General features: G+C 70.2%; 24 protein-coding genes and 2 pseudogenes. 20 read left to right on the forward strand and 6 right to left on the reverse strand.

What is annotated here, in order from left to right; translation table 11 throughout:
• Positions 1-502: 502 nt before the first annotated feature.
• Entirely contained in the window at positions 503-1,750 is a 1,248-nt protein-coding gene (locus tag OG598_RS04190) for a hypothetical protein (RefSeq protein WP_328653090.1), read from the forward strand.
• A gap of 134 nt (positions 1,751-1,884) precedes the next feature.
• Here OG598_RS04190 and OG598_RS04195 read toward each other — a convergent pair.
• Positions 1,885-2,004, reverse strand: a pseudogene (locus tag OG598_RS04195) (transposase); the annotation flags it as partial.
• Between the two features lie 38 nt (positions 2,005-2,042).
• Here OG598_RS04195 and OG598_RS04200 point away from each other — a divergent pair.
• Positions 2,043-2,348, forward strand: a pseudogene (locus OG598_RS04200) (superoxide dismutase); the annotation flags it as partial.
• A 6-nt stretch (positions 2,349-2,354) separates the two neighbouring features.
• On the forward strand, positions 2,355-2,615 hold the full coding sequence (locus OG598_RS04205) for a superoxide dismutase (protein ID WP_328653091.1): 261 nt from the start codon (positions 2,355-2,357) through the stop codon (positions 2,613-2,615).
• Between the two features lie 194 nt (positions 2,616-2,809).
• On the opposite strand, the gene OG598_RS04210 is transcribed toward OG598_RS04205, so the two are convergent.
• On the reverse strand, positions 2,810-3,478 hold the full coding sequence (locus OG598_RS04210) for an ABC transporter ATP-binding protein (RefSeq protein ID WP_328653092.1): 669 nt from the start codon (positions 3,476-3,478) through the stop codon (positions 2,810-2,812).
• Between the two features lie 244 nt (positions 3,479-3,722).
• On the opposite strand from OG598_RS04210, the gene OG598_RS04215 reads away from it, so the two are divergent.
• From OG598_RS04215 to OG598_RS04225, 3 genes are all read left to right on the forward strand, one after another.
• Positions 3,723-4,193 carry an energy-coupling factor ABC transporter ATP-binding protein gene (locus OG598_RS04215; RefSeq protein ID WP_328653093.1) on the forward strand — a complete coding sequence of 157 codons (471 nt, stop codon included), beginning with the start codon at positions 3,723-3,725 and terminating at the stop codon, positions 4,191-4,193.
• Between the two features lie 240 nt (positions 4,194-4,433).
• Positions 4,434-5,204, forward strand: a complete 771-nt coding sequence (locus tag OG598_RS04220) for an ABC transporter permease (protein WP_328653094.1) — start codon at positions 4,434-4,436, stop codon at positions 5,202-5,204.
• A gap of 204 nt (positions 5,205-5,408) precedes the next feature.
• Entirely contained in the window at positions 5,409-5,750 is a 342-nt protein-coding gene (locus tag OG598_RS04225; RefSeq protein WP_328653095.1) for a hypothetical protein, read from the forward strand.
• Here the strand turns inward: OG598_RS04225 and OG598_RS04230 are convergent.
• Positions 5,718-5,936: a hypothetical protein gene (locus OG598_RS04230; RefSeq protein ID WP_328653096.1), complete on the reverse strand. Its 219-nt coding sequence runs from the start codon at positions 5,934-5,936 to the stop codon at positions 5,718-5,720. The two genes, OG598_RS04225 and OG598_RS04230, sit on opposite strands and share 33 nt — an antisense overlap.
• Before the next feature lie 158 nt (positions 5,937-6,094).
• Between OG598_RS04230 and OG598_RS04235 the strand changes: the two genes are divergently transcribed.
• The 9 genes from OG598_RS04235 (at position 6,095) to OG598_RS04275 (ending at position 13,957) form a co-directional block, all read left to right on the forward strand.
• Positions 6,095-6,772 carry a response regulator transcription factor gene (locus OG598_RS04235; RefSeq protein WP_328653097.1) on the forward strand — a complete coding sequence of 226 codons (678 nt, stop codon included), beginning with the start codon at positions 6,095-6,097 and terminating at the stop codon, positions 6,770-6,772.
• 88 nt (positions 6,773-6,860) lie between these two features.
• Positions 6,861-7,415, forward strand: coding sequence for an RNA polymerase sigma factor (locus tag OG598_RS04240; protein ID WP_328653098.1), 555 nt, complete (start codon positions 6,861-6,863; stop codon positions 7,413-7,415).
• Entirely contained in the window at positions 7,412-8,149 is a 738-nt protein-coding gene (locus OG598_RS04245) for a hypothetical protein (protein ID WP_328653099.1), read from the forward strand. The genes OG598_RS04240 and OG598_RS04245 overlap by 4 nt, the downstream gene beginning before the upstream one ends.
• Positions 8,146-8,892 carry an ATP-binding cassette domain-containing protein gene (locus OG598_RS04250; RefSeq protein ID WP_328653100.1) on the forward strand — a complete coding sequence of 249 codons (747 nt, stop codon included), beginning with the start codon at positions 8,146-8,148 and terminating at the stop codon, positions 8,890-8,892. Before OG598_RS04245 ends, OG598_RS04250 begins: the two co-directional genes overlap by 4 nt.
• Positions 8,889-10,346, forward strand: a complete 1,458-nt coding sequence (locus OG598_RS04255; RefSeq protein ID WP_328653101.1) for a hypothetical protein — start codon at positions 8,889-8,891, stop codon at positions 10,344-10,346. Before OG598_RS04250 ends, OG598_RS04255 begins: the two co-directional genes overlap by 4 nt.
• A complete protein-coding gene (locus tag OG598_RS04260) occupies positions 10,343-11,020 on the forward strand; it encodes a hypothetical protein (RefSeq protein WP_328653102.1) in 678 nt (225 codons plus the stop codon). Before OG598_RS04255 ends, OG598_RS04260 begins: the two co-directional genes overlap by 4 nt.
• Positions 11,021-11,101: 81 nt before the next feature.
• Positions 11,102-12,517 (forward strand): sensor histidine kinase, encoded by a 1,416-nt coding sequence (locus tag OG598_RS04265; protein WP_328653103.1) that lies wholly within the window; start codon positions 11,102-11,104, stop codon positions 12,515-12,517.
• Between the two features lie 119 nt (positions 12,518-12,636).
• Positions 12,637-13,191 carry a phosphatase PAP2 family protein gene (locus tag OG598_RS04270; protein WP_328653104.1) on the forward strand — a complete coding sequence of 185 codons (555 nt, stop codon included), beginning with the start codon at positions 12,637-12,639 and terminating at the stop codon, positions 13,189-13,191.
• 58 nt (positions 13,192-13,249) lie between these two features.
• Positions 13,250-13,957, forward strand: coding sequence for a DedA family protein (locus OG598_RS04275; RefSeq protein WP_328653105.1), 708 nt, complete (start codon positions 13,250-13,252; stop codon positions 13,955-13,957).
• A gap of 174 nt (positions 13,958-14,131) precedes the next feature.
• Here the strand turns inward: OG598_RS04275 and OG598_RS04280 are convergent, their stop codons facing one another.
• On the reverse strand, positions 14,132-14,473 hold the full coding sequence (locus tag OG598_RS04280; protein ID WP_328653106.1) for a DUF6223 family protein: 342 nt from the start codon (positions 14,471-14,473) through the stop codon (positions 14,132-14,134).
• 218 nt (positions 14,474-14,691) lie between these two features.
• Between OG598_RS04280 and OG598_RS04285 the strand changes: the two genes are divergently transcribed.
• From OG598_RS04285 to chrA, 5 genes are read left to right on the forward strand one after another with little or no spacing between them, the layout of a single operon-like run.
• A complete protein-coding gene (locus OG598_RS04285; protein ID WP_328653107.1) occupies positions 14,692-15,804 on the forward strand; it encodes a sensor histidine kinase in 1,113 nt (370 codons plus the stop codon).
• On the forward strand, positions 15,801-16,475 hold the full coding sequence (locus OG598_RS04290; RefSeq protein ID WP_328653108.1) for a response regulator transcription factor: 675 nt from the start codon (positions 15,801-15,803) through the stop codon (positions 16,473-16,475). Before OG598_RS04285 ends, OG598_RS04290 begins: the two co-directional genes overlap by 4 nt.
• A 20-nt stretch (positions 16,476-16,495) precedes the next feature.
• On the forward strand, positions 16,496-17,245 hold the full coding sequence (locus OG598_RS04295; RefSeq protein WP_328653109.1) for a metalloregulator ArsR/SmtB family transcription factor: 750 nt from the start codon (positions 16,496-16,498) through the stop codon (positions 17,243-17,245).
• Positions 17,242-17,634 (forward strand): VOC family protein, encoded by a 393-nt coding sequence (locus tag OG598_RS04300; RefSeq protein ID WP_328653110.1) that lies wholly within the window; start codon positions 17,242-17,244, stop codon positions 17,632-17,634. The genes OG598_RS04295 and OG598_RS04300 overlap by 4 nt, the downstream gene beginning before the upstream one ends.
• On the forward strand, positions 17,635-18,810 hold the full coding sequence (chrA, locus tag OG598_RS04305) for a chromate efflux transporter (RefSeq protein ID WP_328653111.1): 1,176 nt from the start codon (positions 17,635-17,637) through the stop codon (positions 18,808-18,810).
• Positions 18,811-19,301: 491 nt separating this feature from the next.
• Here the strand turns inward: chrA and OG598_RS04310 are convergent, their stop codons facing one another.
• Together OG598_RS04310 and OG598_RS04315 are read right to left on the reverse strand one after the other, a co-directional pair.
• Positions 19,302-20,000: a hypothetical protein gene (locus OG598_RS04310; protein WP_328653112.1), complete on the reverse strand. Its 699-nt coding sequence runs from the start codon at positions 19,998-20,000 to the stop codon at positions 19,302-19,304.
• Between the two features lie 110 nt (positions 20,001-20,110).
• The gene (locus OG598_RS04315; protein ID WP_328653113.1) at positions 20,111-20,518 is read right to left on the reverse strand and encodes a hypothetical protein; all 408 of its coding nucleotides are present in this window, start codon (positions 20,516-20,518) and stop codon (positions 20,111-20,113) included.
• Between the last annotated feature and the right edge of the window lie 53 nt (positions 20,519-20,571).

Here is a 20,571-nt window from a genome sequence, read left to right on the forward strand (position 1 = left end):
CATCCTTCTGCGAGTCCGCCTCGAATCCGTCATGACGCGACTCGACGGCTGCACCACCACGTTCGCGTATCTGACCGCTGCGCTGACATCGCCGACACGGAGGTCCCCCCGATACCTGCTCCAGCGGATCACTCCGCTCGGCCCGTCCTGTCTGGCGACGCGGCGGCGGGCCGCCGACCGCGACCATTCGAGGTTGTTCGTCCCGGGCGATGCCAACGCCCACGGGCATCGAAGCGCTCTTCGTCGACAAGCCCGACCCGGGCAGCGCCGGCCTCGGCGCCAGGGGATTCGGCGAGACACCGATGATCGGCAGTTCTTTCGACGGTCCCTGGGTTGGGAAAGCGGGGGCCAGCTGACGGCGTCCCGGGTGGCATGGGCATCGACTGCGGGGCGACCTGATCTCGGAGGGTGTGTAACTACACACCCATGTGCTTCAATGCCGCTACCGGATAGCTGATCGTGGCCTCAACACCTGAGGCTCGCAGGACAACGAGGAGAGTGCATGAGGCGACGGATACCCGCACTGCTGGCGGCAATCGTCCTCGGCCTGGGACTGACCCCGGGGCCCGTCCACGCGGCGCCCCCCGCGAGCGTCAGCGCAGGCGGGGGCATCGTCGCCCCGCCGCGGTTCGACTTCGCGACCGCCCGCGCCGCCGCGGACCCGGAGACCCAGGCACGCATCGCCGCCATCGCCGCGCTGCTACCGGAAAACTGGCAGGCCATGCTTGCCGACAAGCGGGAGAGGATGGGCCTGAAACCGTCCCTCGCGCAACAGTTGGTCGCGGACGCGATCGACCCGTCGCTCTACCAGTGCCAGGACACCCAGTTCACCACGTACACACTGGGCCTGCTCGAAGGCGTCGACCTGGACACCCTGCTGGTCCTGCTCATCTTTGGCGTCCTGGATTACGCGGCCTACGACGCGCTCATTTACGGCCAGCCCAACAACGAGGCGGACTACGGCCTGCCCGCCAGCCACAAGAGCACGTTGAAGCGGACCTTCAAGGACGCACAGCAGTTCTGGGACGTCAACCTGTTCGACGTCAAGCTCATGGCCATGCAGAACGACATGCTGCAGGATCCCACGCGAGTAGCTCGGATGGTCGCCTTCATCTGGGGACTGGACGAGGATCAGGCGGCAGCAGCCGCCGCCGAGATCATGGCGATCATCGGCTCCGTCCCCGCGCTCGACGGAGGACGCAACCCGATCTTCACCCTGAATGCCTTCGCCTTCACCGCCGAGGGTGAGGTCGACCCGTTGCTGCGTGACGTCCCGGACAAGGTCGTCTTCGGCGAGGGCATGCTCGCCGCGATCGGCGCACTCGGCCTGGGAACAGCCGGCGCGCGCGCGATCCTCGCCCACGAGATGGCCCACCACGTTCAATTCGAACAGGGCCTGTTCGACAGCCCGCTGACCGGCGCCGAGGCGACCCGCCGCACCGAACTGATGGCCGACGGCTTCGGCACCTACTTCGTCACCCACCCGCGCGGGCTCAACTTCAACGGCGTCCAAATCCACCAGGCGCAACAGACGTTCTACGAGGTCGGCGACTGCTTCTTCGACGACCCCAGCCACCACGGCACCCCGAACCAGCGCCTGCGGGCCTCGGTCTGGGGCGCCCAGATCGCCCAGCAGGCCACGGGCATCCGCCCCATCCTGCCGTCGATGAATCTCTTCAACCGCTTCGAGCGCAAGCTCCCGGCGCTGATCAAGCCAGACGCGCACCCGGAACCGGCCGGCCGCCTCTGACCCGTCGTACCCCCGGTGGGCCGTCGGAATCCGGACGGCCCACCGGGGCGCTTATGCAAGGTGACCGCCTTATCGCCAGGCTAAAGCCGGTTGGGAAGAAGGCCACCCCAGACGAAGGCGGCAGGTTGCGGTTCATCGACGCCGACCGCGACGAGCGCATGGACGTTGACCCTCCGCTCGTGCTCGCGGACCTTTATCGTCAACGCGTCCATTCGCACGAACGGGTAGGCGGCATCGAGAGGCCGGTCGCGGAACCACCCGCTGCGACGGTGACCTCTTCCACGAGCACTTCGGCTCCTTCGACGGCTTCGCCGGGCAGTTGTCGGCGGCGACGAAGGGCGTGCAGGGCTCCGGCTGGGGTGTGCTGGCCTGGGAGCCGCTGAGCCAACGGCTGATCGTGGAGCAGGTCTACGACCACCACGGCAACGTGGGCCAGGGTTCCATCCCGGTCCTGGTCTTCGACGCCTGGGAGCACGCCTACTACCTGCAGTACCGCAACGTGCGCCCGGACTACGTGGACCGGCTGTGGAACCTGGTCAACTGGACCGACGTCACCGCCCGCCTCGACGCCGCCCGCGCCGCGACCCCGAAGATCTGACCCGGCGTGAGCGGGTACACCCCCGAAGCGGCCGAGATCGTGCAGCGCGCCGCCGGAGTCATCGCGGCCAAACACCGCGGTGACCTCGTCGGCGCCGAGGCGCTGATGTCGGCGTTCAGCTCCGAGCAGGCCCGTACTCTCGGCTTCTACCTGTTGGCCGATCTCGCGCTCGGCCTGGTGAAGGCGCAGAGCGGCCAGACGATGGACGACCTGGTCCGGGAGTTGTCCCTGCTCCTGGCCGACACCGCCCAGACACCACCGGCCTGAGGTCTGTCGGGTCCCGCGGACCACGCGGGACCCGACGGACGGGGTCAGCTTGCGCATCGCCCATCGGGAGGGTCTTCTCGCCGCGCCCCCGGACAAACAACAGCGGCGGGAGACTCAGATCCCCCACTTCGAGTTGCTCCACAGATGTCGCCAACGGGGCAGCTCCGGTGCCCCAACCTCGATCAAGCTCCCACCTAGACGGTGGCGGGGTCGAGGTCGACGATCCGGTCGGCCCAGCGGTCCATCAGGGTCTGGTCGTGGGTGATGACCAGGACACCGGCGTGCTGTGCCCGCTGGTAGTCGCTGATGATGGCGGCGACGTGGGCTTGGGTGGAGGCGTCGAGCATCGCGGTGGCTTCGTCGCAGAGCAGGTAGTCGGGGCGGTGCACGAGGGCCCGGGCGAGGCAGGCGCGTTGCAGTTGCCCGTCGGACACCGCGTGTGGCCGTCGGGTGCGCAGGTCCGGGGTGAGGCCGACGAGGTCGGCGAGTTCGGCGACCCGCTCGCGGACTGTCGCCTCGGGCGTGCGTGTGGCGCGCAACGGTTCGGCGATCAGGTCGGTGAGGCTCAGTCGGGGATCGGCGGCGGCGCGGGGGCTCTGGAAGAGGACGGCGACGCGGGTCCGCAGGTCGACCGGTACGGCGTAGCGCACGGCGGTGACCGGGGTGGCGTCGATGCTTACCTGGCCGTGGTCGGGGCGGTGCAGGAGGGCGAGGACTCGTGCCAGGGTGGACTTGCCGCAGCCGGACGGCCCACGGAGACCGACCGTTTCGCCTCGGTCGATGCGCAGGGTGACGCGGTTGAGCACGACGTGGCGGCCGTACCGGACGGTCACCTCGTCGGCGAGCAACTGCGGGGTGGTCACGTGTCTGCTCCGGCGGGGATCGGGTGGTGGCAGGCCACGCTCGCGCCGTTCCCGGTAGGTGCTAGCGGCGGCTGGGTGGCGCAGGAGACCGTGAAGTCGGTGCCCAGGCGGAGCAGGGCGAGGGCGTCGGGCGGGCGGCCGTCGTCCCCGACCGGCGCGTCGACCGCGCATGAGGTCCACCCGCCGCGCATGGTCGGCGTGCCGGTCACCGCAGCCGATGGCCGCACCTCCCGCCCACCAGAGGGTGTCTCGGCAGCCGTGGGCGCGCCAGCGCACGTTCGGCTGCCTGCAACTGGGTCTCTCCGAGGACGAAACGCGCACCAGGGTCGAGGACGTACTGCGCATGCTCGACATCACCGATCTCGCCGACCGGGCACCCTTCCAACTCTCCGGCGGGCAGAAGAAACGGGTCGCGATCGCCTCGGTCTTGGTGATGAACCCCGACGTGTTGCTCTTCGACGAACCCACCGCAGCCCTGGACCCCCGCACCCAGCAATGGCTCATCGACCTGATCGTCGAACTCGGTGCCGCCGGCAAGACCATCGTCCTGGCCACCCACGACCTGGACGGCCTCGACACCATCGCCGGCCGCTGCCTCGTCTTCGCCGAAGACCACACCATTGCCCGCAGCGCAAGCCCCACCGATGTCCTCGCCGACCGCGACCTCCTGCTGCAGGCCAACCTCATCCACCACGGCAGTCGTGCCAGGAGATAAGTGCCTGCGGAACCCGCGGGCTCACAGCGAACACGTTGACGCGCGCTGTCGACACCGGCATCGCTGGTCTGATCCGGTAAGGCGATCGACGACCTTGTCCAGCTGATCGGCGCGGCCCAATGAGGCTGACCAACAGCCCGTTGGCTTCCGACTCCCCGGACCACCTTCCAGCATGTCCGTCAACACCGCCGCGACCAGCGGCCCGTCCTCCCTTGGCCGGGCGTGGCGGAAACTGTTGGCATGCCCTCGACGATGCTCGTGGTTGGTCCGAAGCTCGGTGTTGCGCTGGTTGTCCTGACCCTTGTGGCGGCGGCCGTCGTGACCCTCGGAAAACTGGGCCATGGTCGGCAGGTCATCGTCGCCGCCGTCCGTGCCGCGATCCAACTGGGCGCCGTGTCGCTGCTGATCGCGGCCATCGTGGTGTCGCTGTGGGCCACGGCCGCGTTCGTCGTCCTGATGTGCGTGGTAGCGACGGTCACGTCCGGTCGGCGCATCACGGGCGGCAGCCGAGGGTGGTGGGCAGGCGCGCCGATCGTCGGAGGAAGCATGCTGGTGGTGGCCGGGCTGCTGCTGGCGGGCCTGGTGCCGATGCGCGGCATTGCGGTCATCCCGGTCGCGGGGATCCTCATCGGCGGGGCGATGACCGCGACGTCGCTGGCCGGGCGCCGCGCCCTCGACGAGTTAACGAGCCGGCGGGGTGAGGTGGAGGCCGGCCTGGCCGTGGGCCTGCTGCCCCGCGACGCCGTGCTGCTGGTGTGCCGTCCGGCGGCGGGACAGGCATTGATCCCGGCGCTCGACCAGACCCGGACGGTGGGCCTGGTGACCCTACCCGGCGCGTTCGTCGGCGTGCTGCTCGGTGGGGCGAGCCCCCTCGCCGCAGGGGTGACGCAGTTGGTCGTCCTCGTCGGGCTCCTCGCCGTGGAGGCCGTCGCCGTCGTCCTCACCGTCGAACTGGTGGCCCGCGGCCGTCTCCAACCCACGAGGTCGAAACCCCGGAAGAGCCGTCGGTAACTTCTGAACAACGGGTACCCGGCCAGTCACGTGCGCGTCATGCGGAACGATGCGCAATGGGGTCTGTCGCTGGGCCGAGGGCGGTGGCGGGCCGCTCGACACACCGACACCGACGGCGCCTACCTGCTGGGCCGGGCTAAGTGGGGGCGCCAGCGCGGTGACGCTTCACCCTGGCGTCAGGAAGGCGATGCGAGTTTCCGCGGCATGACGATCGACGACGAGGACAACCTCGTACCGCACACCCCTTGGGCAGACTCGCCGACATCCGAGTCATTGATTGCCAGATCGCGGCCGAGACGGCATGGGACCGCATCCAGCAGCGGCAGAAGAAGAGCCCTCGACGGGCGCGCACACACCGACGCCTACCCCGTCGACCAGCACGTGCATACGGCTGGCCACGACAGCTTCGACCGAGTCCGATTCGACGTGTCCGAGCTTGAAGTGGACGCCACCGACAGCTATCGACCGTGCCTCGATGAGATCGTCGCGTTCGTAACGCTGGACGATGACCTCTCACCGGTCGCGTTCCGGGGGTTCTGCGGTTAGCCGTCCGGCGGAAACTTTAATGGTCGCTGAGAAGAGGGCTGGCGTAGGGATGGCGGTGCTGGGGCTGATGCCGAAGACCAGGGCTAGGTGCGATGGGTCGGTGCCGCTGGCCATGGCTTCCAGGAACTGACGGTCGATGCACAGCTGCTCGATGGTCGCCTCGTGGCCGCGCAGGTCGAGCGTCACCAACGGGACGTGTCGGACCGAGATTCCGTGGCCTGCTCCGGTGGCAGCACCTCACTATCGGGGTAGCCGGCATGCCCCGCCCCTTCGGACGCGATGATTGATGGTGACGGGGCCCGGCCGGGCCCGCCGGGGACAAGGGGCGGGAAGGGACAAGCGCCGTGCGCGTGCTGGTCGTCGAGGACGAGACCGCCCTGGCGGAGGTGATCCGCACCGGCCTGACCGACGAGGGATTCGCTGTCGATGTGCAGCACAACGGGACCGACGGGCTGTGGGCGGCCACCGAGAACTCGTACGACGCGGTGGTGCTCGACATCATGCTGCCCGGCCTCAACGGCTACGAAGTGTGCCGCCAGCTGCGCTCGCGGGACGTGTGGACTCCGGTGCTGATGCTGACCGCCAAGGACGGCGAGTACGACCAGGCCGACGCGTTCGACCTCGGCGCCGACGACTACCTGACCAAACCGTTCTCGTTCGTGGTGCTGGTGGCCCGCCTGCGGGCCCTGATCCGCCGCGGCGCTCCCGCCCGACCGGTGATCCTGACCGCCGGTGACCTGGCAGTGGATCCGGCCCGGCGGCAGGTGACCCGCGCTGGGCAGCCGATCCGGGTGACCGCCCGGGAGTTCGCGCTGCTGGAGTTCCTCATGCGCCATCGCGGCGACGTGGTGTCCAAGCGGCAGGTCATCGACAACGTCTGGGACGCCCACTTCGACGGCGACCCGAACATCGTCGAGGTGTACGTCGGCTACCTGCGCCGCAAGATCGATCAGCCGTTCGGTCGGCGGGCGATCCAGACGGAACGGGGCATGGGCTACCGGCTGGCCGCCGACGGCGGGTGACAGTGCCCCCGGGCGGTGTCGGGCCTCAGTTTCACATAGCGAGTGTGAGCAGTGAACCGATCCGCTCTGGAACGCAACAGTAGTGGCGATGGACAACGAGGATCTGATCGCTGCGATGGCTGGCGGTGACGAGAGCGCGCTGCGGGAACTGTTCTCGCGGCACGCCCCGTGGCTGGCTGTTCGGCTGCGCGCGGCGCTGCCGCCCCCCGACGTGGAGGACGTCCTGCAGGAAACCTTCCTGGCCGCTTGGCGGGGAGCTGCGGCGTACCGACGTGAGGGTGCCGGCGGTTGGCTGTGGGGGATAGCCCGCCGCCAGGCCGCGCTGTGGCTGCGCCGACGCGGGCAACCCGCACTCCTGCTCTCCGCCCTGGCCGACACCGATGACCGGCACGTCGCAGACCCGGCTGACGCGGCGCTGTCCAGGGCCGAGCTTGCCGACGCGGTGAAGGTGTTGGGGCCGGAGGGCAGCCTGCACCGCGAAACCTGGCGGCTGATGTACGTCGAGGACAAATCCGTGGCTGAGGTGGCGGAGCTGATGGGTGTTCCCGCGGGGACGGTGAAGAGCCGCGCGTACCAGATTCGCCGGTTGATGCGCGCTGCTCTGCGGCGCCACGAACCGGCGCGCGACGGAGGTGGGCAATGACCAGCGGTGACGGAACGCCCCAGGCCCACGAGCCCCAGGAACGGAGCCCGGGGCCAGACGACGTCGATCTTGGTCGGGTCTGGGTCGGGGTGGCCGCGCAGGTGTGGCGTCGCCATCCCGGGGCGGTGGAGCGGCTGGCGAGGCACCTGCTGCACTCGCCGGGCCTGGCCCGGGCGTTGGTGACGACGCCGTCGCTGCTGCTCGGGTGGGTCATCGCCACCGCGGTGGTGCTGCTCGCCGGGCTGCTCGCCACGCTGAGCACCGGAACCCCGTACGTGGCTCTCCTCGCGCCCGCGGTCGCCGCCGTGGGCATCGCCTTCGCCTACGGCCCGGGGATCGACCCCGCGTGGGAGCTGTCGTGCAGCATGGCGGTCAGCGACCGCCTGGTGCTGCTGGTCCGGGCGCTGGCGGTGTTCGGCGTGAACGCCGCGCTCGGGCTGGCCGCTTCGGCCGCCTCGGGATCAGCCACGGCGGTCACGCTTGGCTGGCTGGTCCCGATGACCGCGCTGTGCGCGCTGGCCCTCGCCGCCGCGACCGTCGCCCGCTCGGCGAACGTGGGCGTGGCCGCAGGGCTGCTCGGCTGGACGATCACCGTCCTGTCCGGGCAGGTGGCCGCCGGTCGACTCACCGCCGCGGTCACCGACACCACGCTATGGCCCGCCTACCTGACGTTCGCCTCCTGCTGCGCGGCGGTCGTCGTCTACTCGACCCGGACCCCGAGAGGAACGTCATGAACGTCGAGATCAGCGATCTCACCCGGCGATTCGGCCGCGCCGAGGCGGTGGCCGGGGTGACGATGCAGACCGGCCCGGGAGTGTTCGGTCTGTTGGGACCGAACGGGGCGGGAAAGACATCGCTGTTGCGGATGATGGCCACGGTGATCGCACCGACCTCGGGTCGGATCCGGCTGCTCGGCCGCGACCCCGGCCAGTACGGGCAGCGCCGGCAGATCCGGCGCCGCCTCGGCTACGTGCCGCAGCAACTCGGCTACTACCCGCGGTTCACCGTCGTGGAGTTCGTCGAGTATTTCGCGCTGCTCAAGGAGATGCCGCCGGCGCGTGTGCACCACGCGGTCGCGGCCGCGGTTGAGCGCGTGGGTTTGGGCGACAAGGCGACGGCGAAGCTCCGCACGCTCTCCGGTGGGATGCTGCGCCGGGTAGGGATCGCGCAGGCCATCGTCAACGACCCCGAACTGCTCCTGCTGGACGAGCCGACCGCAGGGTTGGATCCCGAGCAGCGGGTGGCGTTCCGGGCTCTGCTGCGTGATCTTGGGCAGCGCGCGACCGTCATGGTCAGCACGCACCTCGTCGAGGATGTCGGTGCCGCCTGCGGCCAGGTCGCCCTGATGGACCGGGGAAAGATCGTCTTCCAGGGGACGCCGGAGGAGTTGACCGCGCGCGCGGAGGGGACCGCCGCAGCCGGCGATGCTCCGCTGGAGCGCGGTTACAGCGCGGTGCTGGCGCAGGCGCGCACGTGAGCGCCGCGTCAGTACTAGTGCCGGCGTCTGACGAACCGGCCCGTCGTACGCGCCCGGCGCTCACCGTGACGGGTGGGCTGCTGCGGCTGGAGATGCGCCGCAGCGCGATGCTGTGGATGCTGCCGCTGCTCGCAACGTTGTTCTGGTTCATCACCTACCGGCCGAGCATGGGCGCCCCGCCGTTGTGGAACGTCCGGGCCATGGCCATGCAGACGACCGCCCTGACGGTCTTCGCACCGACGGTGGTCGGCGCCGCCGCGTGGCTGGGCTGGCGGGAGCGCCGTCACGGCATGGCCGACATGGTGATCGGCACGGCCCGGCCGCGGTGGGCGCGCCAGCTCGCGACCTGGGCCGCGACCACCTGCTGGGCGATCGTCGCCTACCTGGGATGCGTGGGTGTCCTGTACGGGGTGACCGGGTGGCAGGGTGCCTGGGGTGGGCCGTTGTGGTGGCCGGCCGTGGTGGGCGTCGTGAGCATGCCGGCGTTCGCCGCGCTCGGGTTCACAGCCGGGGTGCTCCGCCCCAGCCGGTTCACCGCCCCGTTGGTCGCGATCGGCGTGTTCCTCGCGCTGCAGATCAGCCTGCAGTTCATTCACGGCGACGACTCGTACTGGCAGATCTCGCCGTTGGTGGCCGGCCCCTGGGAGATCGGGCCTAACCCGGGTGTGGCGACCTTCTACCGCTACCTGCCCGACCTTCCGATCGCGCAGGTGCTGTTCCTCGCCGGCCTGACCGCAGCGCTGCTAGGCCCCCTCGGCCTGCCCACCGACGCCGGCGGACGGCAGCTACGTCGGTGCGCGGCAGCCATCACCGCGGCCGGACTACTGACGGCGGCAACCGCGGTTGCGCTGGCCGGCACCGGCCGCCTCGACGCCCACGGCATGATCGCCATCCCGCTACTGCACAACGCGGGCAACGACCGGCCGGTGCGCTACACGCCGGTCTGCAGCCACACCCCGATCCCGGTCTGCCTGCACCCCGCCTACACCGGCTACCTACCCGCCGTGACGCAAGCCCTCGAACCGGTGCTCACCGAACTGGCGGGCCTGCCCGGCGCGCCAGCGCGGATCAGCCAGGCCGCCGCCAGATATGAACAGGGGCCCGACAATCGCGTCAGCATCAGTCGGGCTGGCCCTCCTACGAGCGGCACATCACCGGTGTTCCACCTGCTCCTGCCCCAGCAGACGGCCACCGACGAACTTGTTGCCGAGCTACGCGTGGACGCCACCCACAGCATCGTGAACAGCGTCGTCGGCGGCGGCCGCAACGCGAGCCCCGCACAGCAGGCGGTCACGGAGGCCATCCTGGGCACCTCCACCCTTCCGCCCGGTAGTCCCACCGCCGCCGCGGCGCAGCGGCTGGCCGCGCTGCCGGCTGCTGCCCGGCACGCCTGGCTGATGGAGCACGTCGCGGCGCTGCGAGCGGGCCAGCTCACCCTGGAGCAGCTGCCATGACCGGGGCCCAAACCCGTCAGCGCCCGCACCCGGTCGCACCGGGCGTGCCCATCCGCGCCGCGCTGCGGCTGGCTCGCCTGCACCTGGCCAGCCGCCGCGTCCCCGCGGCCCTGGCGGCAGTGGCGGCCTGCGCCATCGGACTGCGGGTCGCCCTGCGGTGGCAGTGGGAGGCATACGGGGCGCTGCAGTTGCCGCTGATCTTCGAGACCGGGTGCGCCGTGGCCATCGCTGTCACCGCCACCAGTCTGCTCGGCGAGCCGGAACGCGTCACCGGCCGCTGGTTACCGTGGTTGCGGCTGACCACCACGCTGGCGCTGACCGTCGCCGCCGTCAGTGCCCTGGCCGCCGCTGGAGCCGGTGCACACCTGGCCGGCGGCACGGTAGGGGTGCTGCGCAACACGGTCGGGCTGGTCGGCATCGGCTTGCTGTGCGCTGCCCTGTTCGGCGGCGCGCAGGCATGGGCCGGCCCTACCACCTACCTCATGATCGCCCTCTACGCGCTGTACACGCAGTGGCACGGGCCGGCGCTGACCACGCCGTGGCTGTGGCCCGCTCGACCGCCGCACGACCTCGGCGGCGCACTCTGCGCCGGCGCGGTGTTCGTCGCCGGGATGGTGCTCATCGCGGTCCGGGGAGCCCGTGACACCGGTCCGGAGACCGCACGCAGCGGATGATCGAGACCGGCGGCGGTACAGTCGCACCACCCCGGCCGTCTCTCAGCGCCTTCTCAGCCCCGAGGACCCTAGGCTGCGGATATGGCCACCCCGCTCACCTCGTTGCGGGCCCCCACCCGGTGGGCACGCCGCCACCTGGGCGTGCGGCTGCGTTCGGCGCTGGCCGCCACCACGGTGGTGGCGGTGGTCTTCGGGATCGGCGCGGCCGTCTTCATCTACCTGGCCCGCGCCAACCTGGTCCGCACCGTAGACGCGGCTGCCCGCCAACGCGCCGCCGAGGTGGCCACAGCGGTAGCTGGCGGCGACTCCGAGGCCATCGCCCAGACGTTGAAGCCCAGCCCGGGGGAGCAGAGCCTGGTGCAGGTACTGGCGCCCTCGGGCGCGGTGCAGGCAGCGTCGCCGACGCTCGACGGTGCCGTGCCCCTGTCCCGGCTGCGCCCGGCCGCCGGTCAGACGCTCCGGGAACAGCGGACGTTGCCCTTCGCAGACGATGACGCCTATCGGGTGGTCGCGATTGGTGTCGGCACCAGCTCGGGCACCCGGACGGTGCTGGTGGCCCAGTCGTTGCGACCAGTCCACGAGAGCACCGAGGTGATCGCCGCGATCCTGGTCATCGGGTTGCCGGCGATGCTGCTGCTGATCGGCGCGGCCGTGTTCCTGTTCATCGGCCGGTCGCTGCGCCCGGTGGAGGCGATCCGCCGTCGGGTAGCGGGCATCACCGCCCGCGACCTGCACGCCCGGGTGCCGGTGCCCCAAGCCCACGACGAGGTGGCGGCACTCGCGCAGACGATGAACAGCATGCTCGACCGACTGCAGACGGCGGCGACCAGCCAACGGCGGTTCGTCGCCGACGCCAGCCACGAACTGCGCAGCCCTCTGGCAACCCTGCAGGCCGGCCTCGACCGCCTCACCATGACACCCCTGCCCGGCGCGAACGACAACCTCGTCCGGCTGATGCGCCGCGAGTCGCAGCGACTGGGTCGGCTGATCGCCGATCTGCTGCTCCTCGCCCGCATCGACGAACACGGCCTCGCCCTGAGCTGTGAGGACGTCGACCTCGACGACCTGGCCTACACCGAGCGGGAGCACCTCTGCGCCCGCCGACCGGACCTGACCGTCCGCACCCAGCTCACCCCAGTGCGGGTGACCGGCGACGCCCACGACCTCGGGCGGGCGCTGCGCAACCTCGCTGACAACGCCGCCCACCACGCACGCCACGAGGTGCTCCTACGGGTCCGGGCCGAGGACGGGTGGGGTTGCCTGGAGGTCACCGACGACGGGCCGGGCGTGCCCGCCGCCCAGCGGGAACGAATCTTCGAACGGTTCGTCCGGCTCGACGAAAGCAGAACGCGCGCCGACGGCGGAAGCGGCTTGGGCCTGCCGATCACCCGCGAGATCGTCGCGGCGCACGGCGGGACCGTGCGGGTGCTGCCTGGCCCCGGAATGACGATCCAGATCCGACTGCCGTTGACCGGGGACAGCGACCCGAGCGACTGACCCCCAGGGCGTGCGCGACTACCGGTGGCCTCGCCTTTCAGGGTCCTCTCAGTCGCGAACAGATTGGCTGGGCTCAGCCGGTCGAAGGGAGCCGGGTCGGCCACGGGATCGGACGCCCGATGAACTACCACCTGTTTCACCTCATCAACGCAGCTGCCGGACACCATGATCCGCTCGACGACGTGCTGGAGTGGTGCGCCGTCTGGCTGATCTACCTCCTCGGCGCCCTGGCGACGGTCGCGCTGCTGCTCGGCCTGAGCTCGCATGGTTGGCCGCTACTCGTCCGCGTCGCGGCGTCGCTGGCCCTGGCATTCGCCACCGGTCAGCTGCTCGCACTTGCCAACACCGAGGTCCGCCCGTTTCAGACCCATCCCGTGCATCAGCTGATCCCACACGACCCAGGAGGATCGCTGCCCAGCGACCACGCCACCGCGGCTTTCGCGGTGGCCTTCGCCGTCGGAGTGTTCCTGTCCCGGCGCTGGGGACTACTGCTCTCGGTGCTGGCCACCGTCATCGGATTCGCCCGAGTCTGGGCGGGCGTGCACTACCCAGCCGACATCCTCGCCGGCGCGGTCATCGGCGGGGCAGCTGTCCTGACCATCGCGCTTGCCGCACGCGTCCGCGATCAGCGCGCCCACCACCAGCGTCCACGGGCCGCCGCCAGCAACCACTGAGCACCCTCGCCCGCCCGCCCCGCCCGACTACTCACCACACCCCTCCCGGAGGTCTTCTGTGTCACCGTCCCTCGCCTCGGCGGCTGCGGGTCCCAGCTTCCTCGACCCGGAGTGGTTGATCTCCACCTTCGGGCTGATCGGCATCCTCGCGATCATCTTCGCCGAGTCAGGGCTGCTCATCGGCTTCTTCCTGCCCGGTGACTCGCTGCTGTTCACCGCCGGGCTACTCGTCGCCGACGGCCACTACCTGCACCAAGCGCTCTGGCTGCTCTGCCTGCTGGTGGCCGTCGCCGCGATCGCCGGGGACCAGGTGGGCTACCTGTTCGGCAAGCGAATCGGCCCGAGCCTGTTCCGCCGACCCAACTCCCGCCTGTTCAAACAGGAGAACGTGCACCGAGCCAACGACTTCTTCGACCGCCACGGAGCCCGTTCCGTGGTGCTGGCCCGGTTCGTGCCGATCGTGCGGACGTTCACCCCGATCATCGCCGGCGTCAGCCGGATGCACTACCGGACGTTCCTGATCTACAACATCATCGGCGGGACCCTCTGGGGCGTCGGCGTCACCGTCCTGGGCTACTTCCTCGGCCAGATCGCGTTCGTCAAGGCCAACATCGAGATCATCCTGATCAGCATCGTCGTGGTCTCCGTCCTACCGATCGGAATCCAACTCCTCCGATCCCGCCGGGCCGCCACCCGGAACCCCGCCGCGGCGACGAACCCCGGCGCGTCGGCTCCACCGCAAACCCCAACTCCTCGCAACAAGTGATTTCCCGCGCCGAGGACAGGCGCGCGGCGGTAGCTCGGAGGCGAGCGCGTTGCCTCCACCTCGATTCGGCGCGCGCCACCCCCGGCCCGTGCGTGAATACGCGCGGTCAACCTGCCCAGGGCTCTCTTCCATCAAACTGGGCGGCTCTTCGTCCCAAGGGCCAGTGGTTTGGTTTCAGGCGGTGCGGCGGATCCGGGCGAAGGCGAGTCCGCCGAGCAGTGCGGCGAGCAGGCCGAGGACCAGGGCTGCGTAGCCGCCGACGATGCCGTTGCCGGTGCCGGGTCCTCCGTCGGCGGTAGCCACCACCAGCCCGCCGACGAGCACGCCGGTCACTCCCGCGATCAGGGCCACGGCTGATCTCCGCTTCCCGCTGCGGCTGGTGGGGCGGCCCAGCGCCAGTCCGCCGATGATCGTGCCGGCCAGCGCCACCATGGCGGCTGCGGTGGCCACGATGCGGTCGCTGGTTAGGGTGGATGCGTCGACTGTGGACGCGGCGAGCAGGTCGCTGATGGGCATGAGGTGCTCCTTCGTCTGGCGTGAACTCCTGTCGCCTGATCCTGTCCGGCGGTTCGCCGTCTGGCGTCGTGCCGGCGTGGTCATGTCATGCTGCTGCGGTCGTGGGCCCCGGCTGCTGCGGATGCGGGCGCGAGCCGGGAAGGTACTGCGTACGCGGTAGGGGAGGGTCCTTCGCTCGCACGACTCACCCCGGGCGGGTGTCCGGCTAGGGTGCGCGCATGAGCAGCGCACGGATCGGTGTCCGGGACTGGCTGATTGCGGCCGGGGTAGCGGCGATCCTGCTGATCAGCGGGCTGTCCGGGGAGCGCTCCGCCACCGGCCTCGACCCGCTCGGCGTCGTCCTGCTGGGCGCCGGCGGTCTGGCGCTGGTCGCGCGGCGGCGGGCTCCAGTCGTTGTCCTGGTCGTGGCCGGGGTGTGCGCGACGGGCTATCAGGCGGCCGGGTTCGACGTGTTCGCGGTCGCGTATCTGGTCGCGGTCTACGCGGCGGTGCGGGCCGGGCACCGGACCGTGACCGTGGTGACGAGCGTGCTCATGCTGGCCGCTCTCCCCGTGGCGGCGATGACCTCGGGTCTGCCCGCGGGCGAGGCGTTCGCACAGGCCAGGGGTGTTCTTGAGCTGGCCTGGCTGATCGCCGCGGGTGCGGCGGGCGAGGCGCTGCGCCAAGCCGAGCGACGGGCGGACGAGGCCGAACGCACCCGCGAGGAGATCGCGCTGCGCCGCGCCGACGAAGAGCGGCTGCACATCGCGCGGGAGCTGCACGACACCCTCACCCACCAGATCTCGGTGATCAAGGTGCAGGCCGAAACCGTCGTGCACCTGGCCCAGAAGCGGGGCGAATCGGTGCCGGACGCGCTGCTGGCGATCCGGGACGCCGGTCGTGAGGCGTCCCGGGAACTACGCGCGACCCTGGAAGCGCTGCGCGAGGACGGCAGCACCGCGCCGCACGGGCTCGACCAGATCTCGGACCTGGTGCAGCGGGCCCGTACGACAGGTCTGGCCGCGTCGTTGACGATCGAGGGCCGCCGCAGCGGTGTCCCGGTCAGCGTGGACCGGACTGCGTACCGGATCGTGCAGGAGTCACTGACCAACATCACCCGGCACGCCGCGGCCGTCACCGCGTCGGTCCGTGTCGAGTATCGCCCCGACGCGGTCGTCGTCCAGGTCGATGACGACGGCACGGCCACGCCGGAGTCCGGGCTGGCGCCCGGGGTCGGGCTGCTCGGGATGCGGGAGCGGGTGACCGCTCTGGGCGGACGGCTCCGCGCCGGAGCGCGCAGCGAGGGCGGCTTCAGGGTGCACGCCGAACTACCCGTGGAGCGGGCGTCGTGATCCGGGTCCTGCTGGTCGACGACCAGCCGCTCATCCGCAGCGGGTTCCGCGCCCTGCTCGACGCCGAGGACGACATCACGGTGGTGGCCGAGGCCGCCGACGGCCGTGAGGGGGTGGCGCTGGCCAGAGAGCACCTGCCCGACGTCGCGCTCATCGACGTCCAGATGCCCATCCTCGACGGGATCGAGGTGACCCGCCGGATCGCGGCGGACCCGGCCCTGGCCGCCGTCCACGTCGTCATCCTGACCAACTATGGCCTGGACGAATATGTCTTCAACGCCCTGCGGGCCGGCGCGGCCGGCTTCCTCGTCAAGGACATCCTGCCGGAAGACTTCCTGCCGGCCATCCGCGTCGCCGCACGCGGCGACGCCCTGCTCGCACCCTCGATCACCCGCAAACTGATCGATCGGTACGTCACCCAGCCGCCACCCTCCAACAACGCCGCGCTGGCACACCTGACCACCCGCGAACGTGAAGCCGTCGCCTTGGCCGCGCACGGCCTGTCCAACGACGAGATCGCGGAACGGATGGGAATCAGCCCGGTGACCGCCAAGACCCACATCAACCGCGCCATGACCAAAATGCACGCCCGCGACCGCGCCCAACTGGTTGTGCTCGCCTACGAGTCCGGGCTGGTGATCCCCAGGAACACCCGGAACACCATCAAATGAATTTGATGTATTCTGCGGGGGTGGCCCGTCACCAGCACCGCGACGCGGTAGACCCGACAGCGTTCCTGCACGCCGCCGGTCATCCGGTCCGCTGGCAACTGTTGAGCGAACTCGCCACCAGCGACCGGCAGGTGCAGGAGTTGACCGCACTGCTCAATCAGCCACAGAACCTCGTCTCCTACCACCTGGGACTGCTGCGCAAGGCGGAACTGGTCAGCACGCGGCGCAGCACCGCCGACGGTCGCGACATCTACTACCGTCTCGACCTCGTACGCTGCGGCAACATGCTCACCGCGACTGGCGCGGCGCTGCACCCCGCGCTGCGGATGACCCGGCCGCTGCCACCACCCCATCTGCGGGCGAGCGTGCTGTTCCTGTGCACCGGCAACAGCTCCCGTTCCCAGATGGCCGAGACACTGCTGCGGCGCGCCGCCGGCAGCACCGTCGAGGCCCGCAGCGCCGGCAGCCACCCCAAAGCTGTGCATCCGTCCGCGATAGAGCTGTTCCCCGAACTTGGAGACGCCCGCCCGAAGCATCTCGACGAATACACCGGCCAACACTTCGATTACGTCATCACCCTGTGCGATCGGGTCCGAGAGATCTGCCCCGAGCTTCCGGGCCACCCGCAGGCCACGCATTGGAGCATGCCGGACCCGGCCCGCGACCCGGAGGGTCTGCCCGCCTTCGTACGCACCGCCACCGAACTTGATGAGCGCATCGGGTTCCTGCTGCACCGCATCGCCGCCCACCAAGCATCGGAGGCATCATGAGCAGCTCGGCCGACAGCACCGTCCACGTCCGCTACCTCGTCGACGACGTCCAGGCCGCCCTCGACTTCTACACCACCCACCTCGGCTTCATCCGCAACACCGCCTTCCTGCCCGCGTTCGCCGACGTGCGTCGCGGCAACCTTCGCCTGCTGTTGTCCGGACCGGCCAGCTCCGCCGGACGGCCGATGCCAGACGGGAGCACCCCGCACCCCGGCGGCTGGAACCGCATCCATCTCCTCGTCGACGACATCACCGCCGAAGTCGCGAGGCTCCGGGCCGCCGGAGTCAAGTTCCGCAGCGACGTCGTCAAAGGACCCGGTGGCCAGCAGATCGTCCTGGACGACCCGGCCGGCAACCCCGTCGAACTCTTCCAGCCGGCAGCCGCCTGAATGACCCGCGACACCATCACCGCACCACCACCGGCCCGGCTCAGCACCGTGCTCAAGGAGTGGGGGCGGATCGGCTGCATCGGCTTCGGCGGACCGCCCGCGCACATCGCGCTGCTGCGCAAACTCTGCGTCGAGGACCGCAAATGGCTGGACGCGCAGGAATTCGAAGACGCCGTCGTCGCCTGCAACCTGCTGCCCGGTCCGGCCTCCACCCAGCTCGCGATCTTCTGCGCCTGGCGGGTGCGAGGACGAACTGGCGCCCTCGTTGGCGGAGCCGCGTTCATCGTCCCCGGCCTGATCCTCATCCTCGCCCTCGCGGTGCTGTTCCTCGGCAATCCGCCGCTATGGGTCAAGGCGGCCGGAGCCGGAGCCGGAGCTGCCGTCGCCGCCGTCGCCGTGCACGCCGGGACCAGCCTCGTCCCCGCCAGTTGGCAACGAGCGACGCAACACAGCAGCCGACACCGCTGGACGCTCTACCTCCTGCTCGGCGCGGTCGCCGCCGTCACGATCGGCCCCTGGCTCGTGCTCCTGCTCATCGCCTGCGGCATCGTCGAGCGGATCGCGCAACGCCTGCCGACGCCACGGCGTCGCGGCCCGGCCCCGGCGGTTCCGGTGCTGGCAGCGGCCGGGTTCGGCGGCGGGGTACTGGTGTCGATCGCCTGGGTCGCGCTCAAAGTCGGCGCCCTCTCCTACGGCGGCGGCTTCGTCATCGTCCCGCTCATGCAGGCCGACGCCGTCGATCACCACCACTGGATGACCTCCGGGCAGTTCCTCAACGCGGTCGCCCTCGGCCAGGTCACCCCCGGCCCCGTCGTCCATACCGTCGCGGTCGTCGGTTACGCCGCCGCAGGACTCGGCGGCGGACTACTGGCCTCCGCCGTAGCGTTCAGCCCATCCTTCGCGTTCATCCTGCTCGGCGCCCACCGCTTCGACCGGCTCCGCGGAAACCCCCACGTGCGAGCCTTCCTCGACGGCGCCGGCCCGGCCGCCATCGGCGCCATCCTCGGCTCGGCCGTCCCCCTCACCCAGGCCCTCACCCAACCCTGGCAGTACGCCATCCTCGCCGGCGCCGCGGTCCTCATGCTCGCACTGCGCCGCGGCCCCGTACTGACACTCACCACCGCCGCCGCCATCGGCGTCATCACCGTCCTCGCCGGCGCGTCTCTCCCACACTGACTCAGCCTGGTCGACCAATCCGCTTCGCCACCCCACCGGGCCCGTCACACTGCGGATCGTTTGCCAGACCGGAGCTCCGGGCCACGACATCGACCGGCGCCGCGAGCATCGGCGCGACAGGCCGACGCAGCGCCGGTCCGCGGCCTGGCGCGACGGTGGGTCGAGCTCACCGCCCGCCCTGTGAACGCCCCCATCTTCTGCCCGTACATCGTGGTGTGGAGCGGCCCCGGAAGGGGCAAAGATCCACGACAGCGAATGGCCGGGCCAAGCCGATATCTAGTGGCCAATGGCTCTGCCGACCAAGCCAAATTAAGGGCGCGTCGCCTGCGGGACCGCTACCCATCTAGACGGCCGCTCGCCTGACTCATCAGAAACTGAGGACCTGAACGCCAATATCGGTCACCTTCCTTCGCGCCTCGGTGCTCACGATGAGAAGCATGGGCAAGCCGGGCACAGGAACAAGGGAGAGCAGAGGGTGCCCAGCGACTGCCTTACCCTTGCTTCCAGGCGCTCCACGAGACAACCCATTCCCGTACCGGCCGGACTGCGGGCAGTTGTTCTCGCCCCAGGAGCACTGCTTCGACAGCTTCGACGGCTGCCCGCTGTTCAGCCTCGTGGTCGCCGAGCGACTCGCACGCCACCATCAGCAGATCGTCGTGTACAAAGGTCCGACACGGCTGGCCTATTTGCTGCTTGATCAGCAATCGAATGGCTTTGCGCAGTGCGGAAAGTTGGTCGCCGGGCACCCGCCGCACCTCTGCGTACCCGTGCTGCCGCACCAGGTCGACGACCAGTTGCGCCACGACCGGCACCCGCTCGTCGACCGCAGGAGCCGGGAACAGACGGTCCATCAACGCCAGACACCGTCGACACGTTGGCGCAAACGCCGGCTCCCGGTACCGGCTGACGGGTCCGCCATCACCGCCGGCCATCACCAACCAGGCCCGACCGCAAATCGTCGTCTGCGCCCAGACCGGTTCCTCCAGCGCCGCGAGGTCGTATCGTCGCTTGACCAATTCCCGGTCGCTGTCCGCCTGGTAGAAGTGTGCGTCGGACAAAGCACCGCGGCCTGCTTCAGGCGGGTTGTTGCGGCGTACGAGGTGAACGGCCTCGCCTCCACTGACCACGGCGAGGAGGAGCTGCGACGTCCCGGCCGTGATGACGTTCGGTCTGCGTAGCCCTTCAGGCATGACAGCATCCCCTCACATCAGGAGGTGTATCGGACCGACGTACGGTAACGGCGGCATCCTGCCAAACAGCAGCAGACCCGGGTGGGGCTGTCGACGCTGATGCGGTCGCGCTACGGCCGTTTGTCGGGATCGAGGGCGTGGATGAGATGTCCGATCCTTTGCTGGTCGGGTGCCGGCCAGTACAGGTAGCGCGGACCGAGGGAGCAATGGAAAGCCCCGCAGGCGAACAGTTCCTCGAGCAGGTCAGCGGGCGTCGCGATGAGCAGACCAAACGGCCGCACCGCGTCCGTGGCTTTGAGGATCCCGACGTCGCGCGTCAAGAAGACGTTCGCGCCGACCTGGAGCGCGTCGTGCACCAGCCGGCGGTCGTTCCCGGCTGGAACAGCCGTCAAGGCACGCGTCATCTCCCGCTCGGGCAGGATCAGCAGCCCTTCGCGGGAGGGGCGCTCCTCCGGTTCCCCCCAGCCCAAGAGTTGTAGCGCGGCGGTGAACTCCTCGAAGGCAAGCAGCCGTTGCACGCGACGCTCCAGCCTGTCCCGGCCAGGACGCGCCCGTGCGAACCCATCCTCAT

The organism is Micromonospora sp. NBC_00330, assembly GCF_036136635.1.
GTDB classification, from domain to species: domain Bacteria; phylum Actinomycetota; class Actinomycetes; order Mycobacteriales; family Micromonosporaceae; genus Micromonospora; species Micromonospora salmantinae.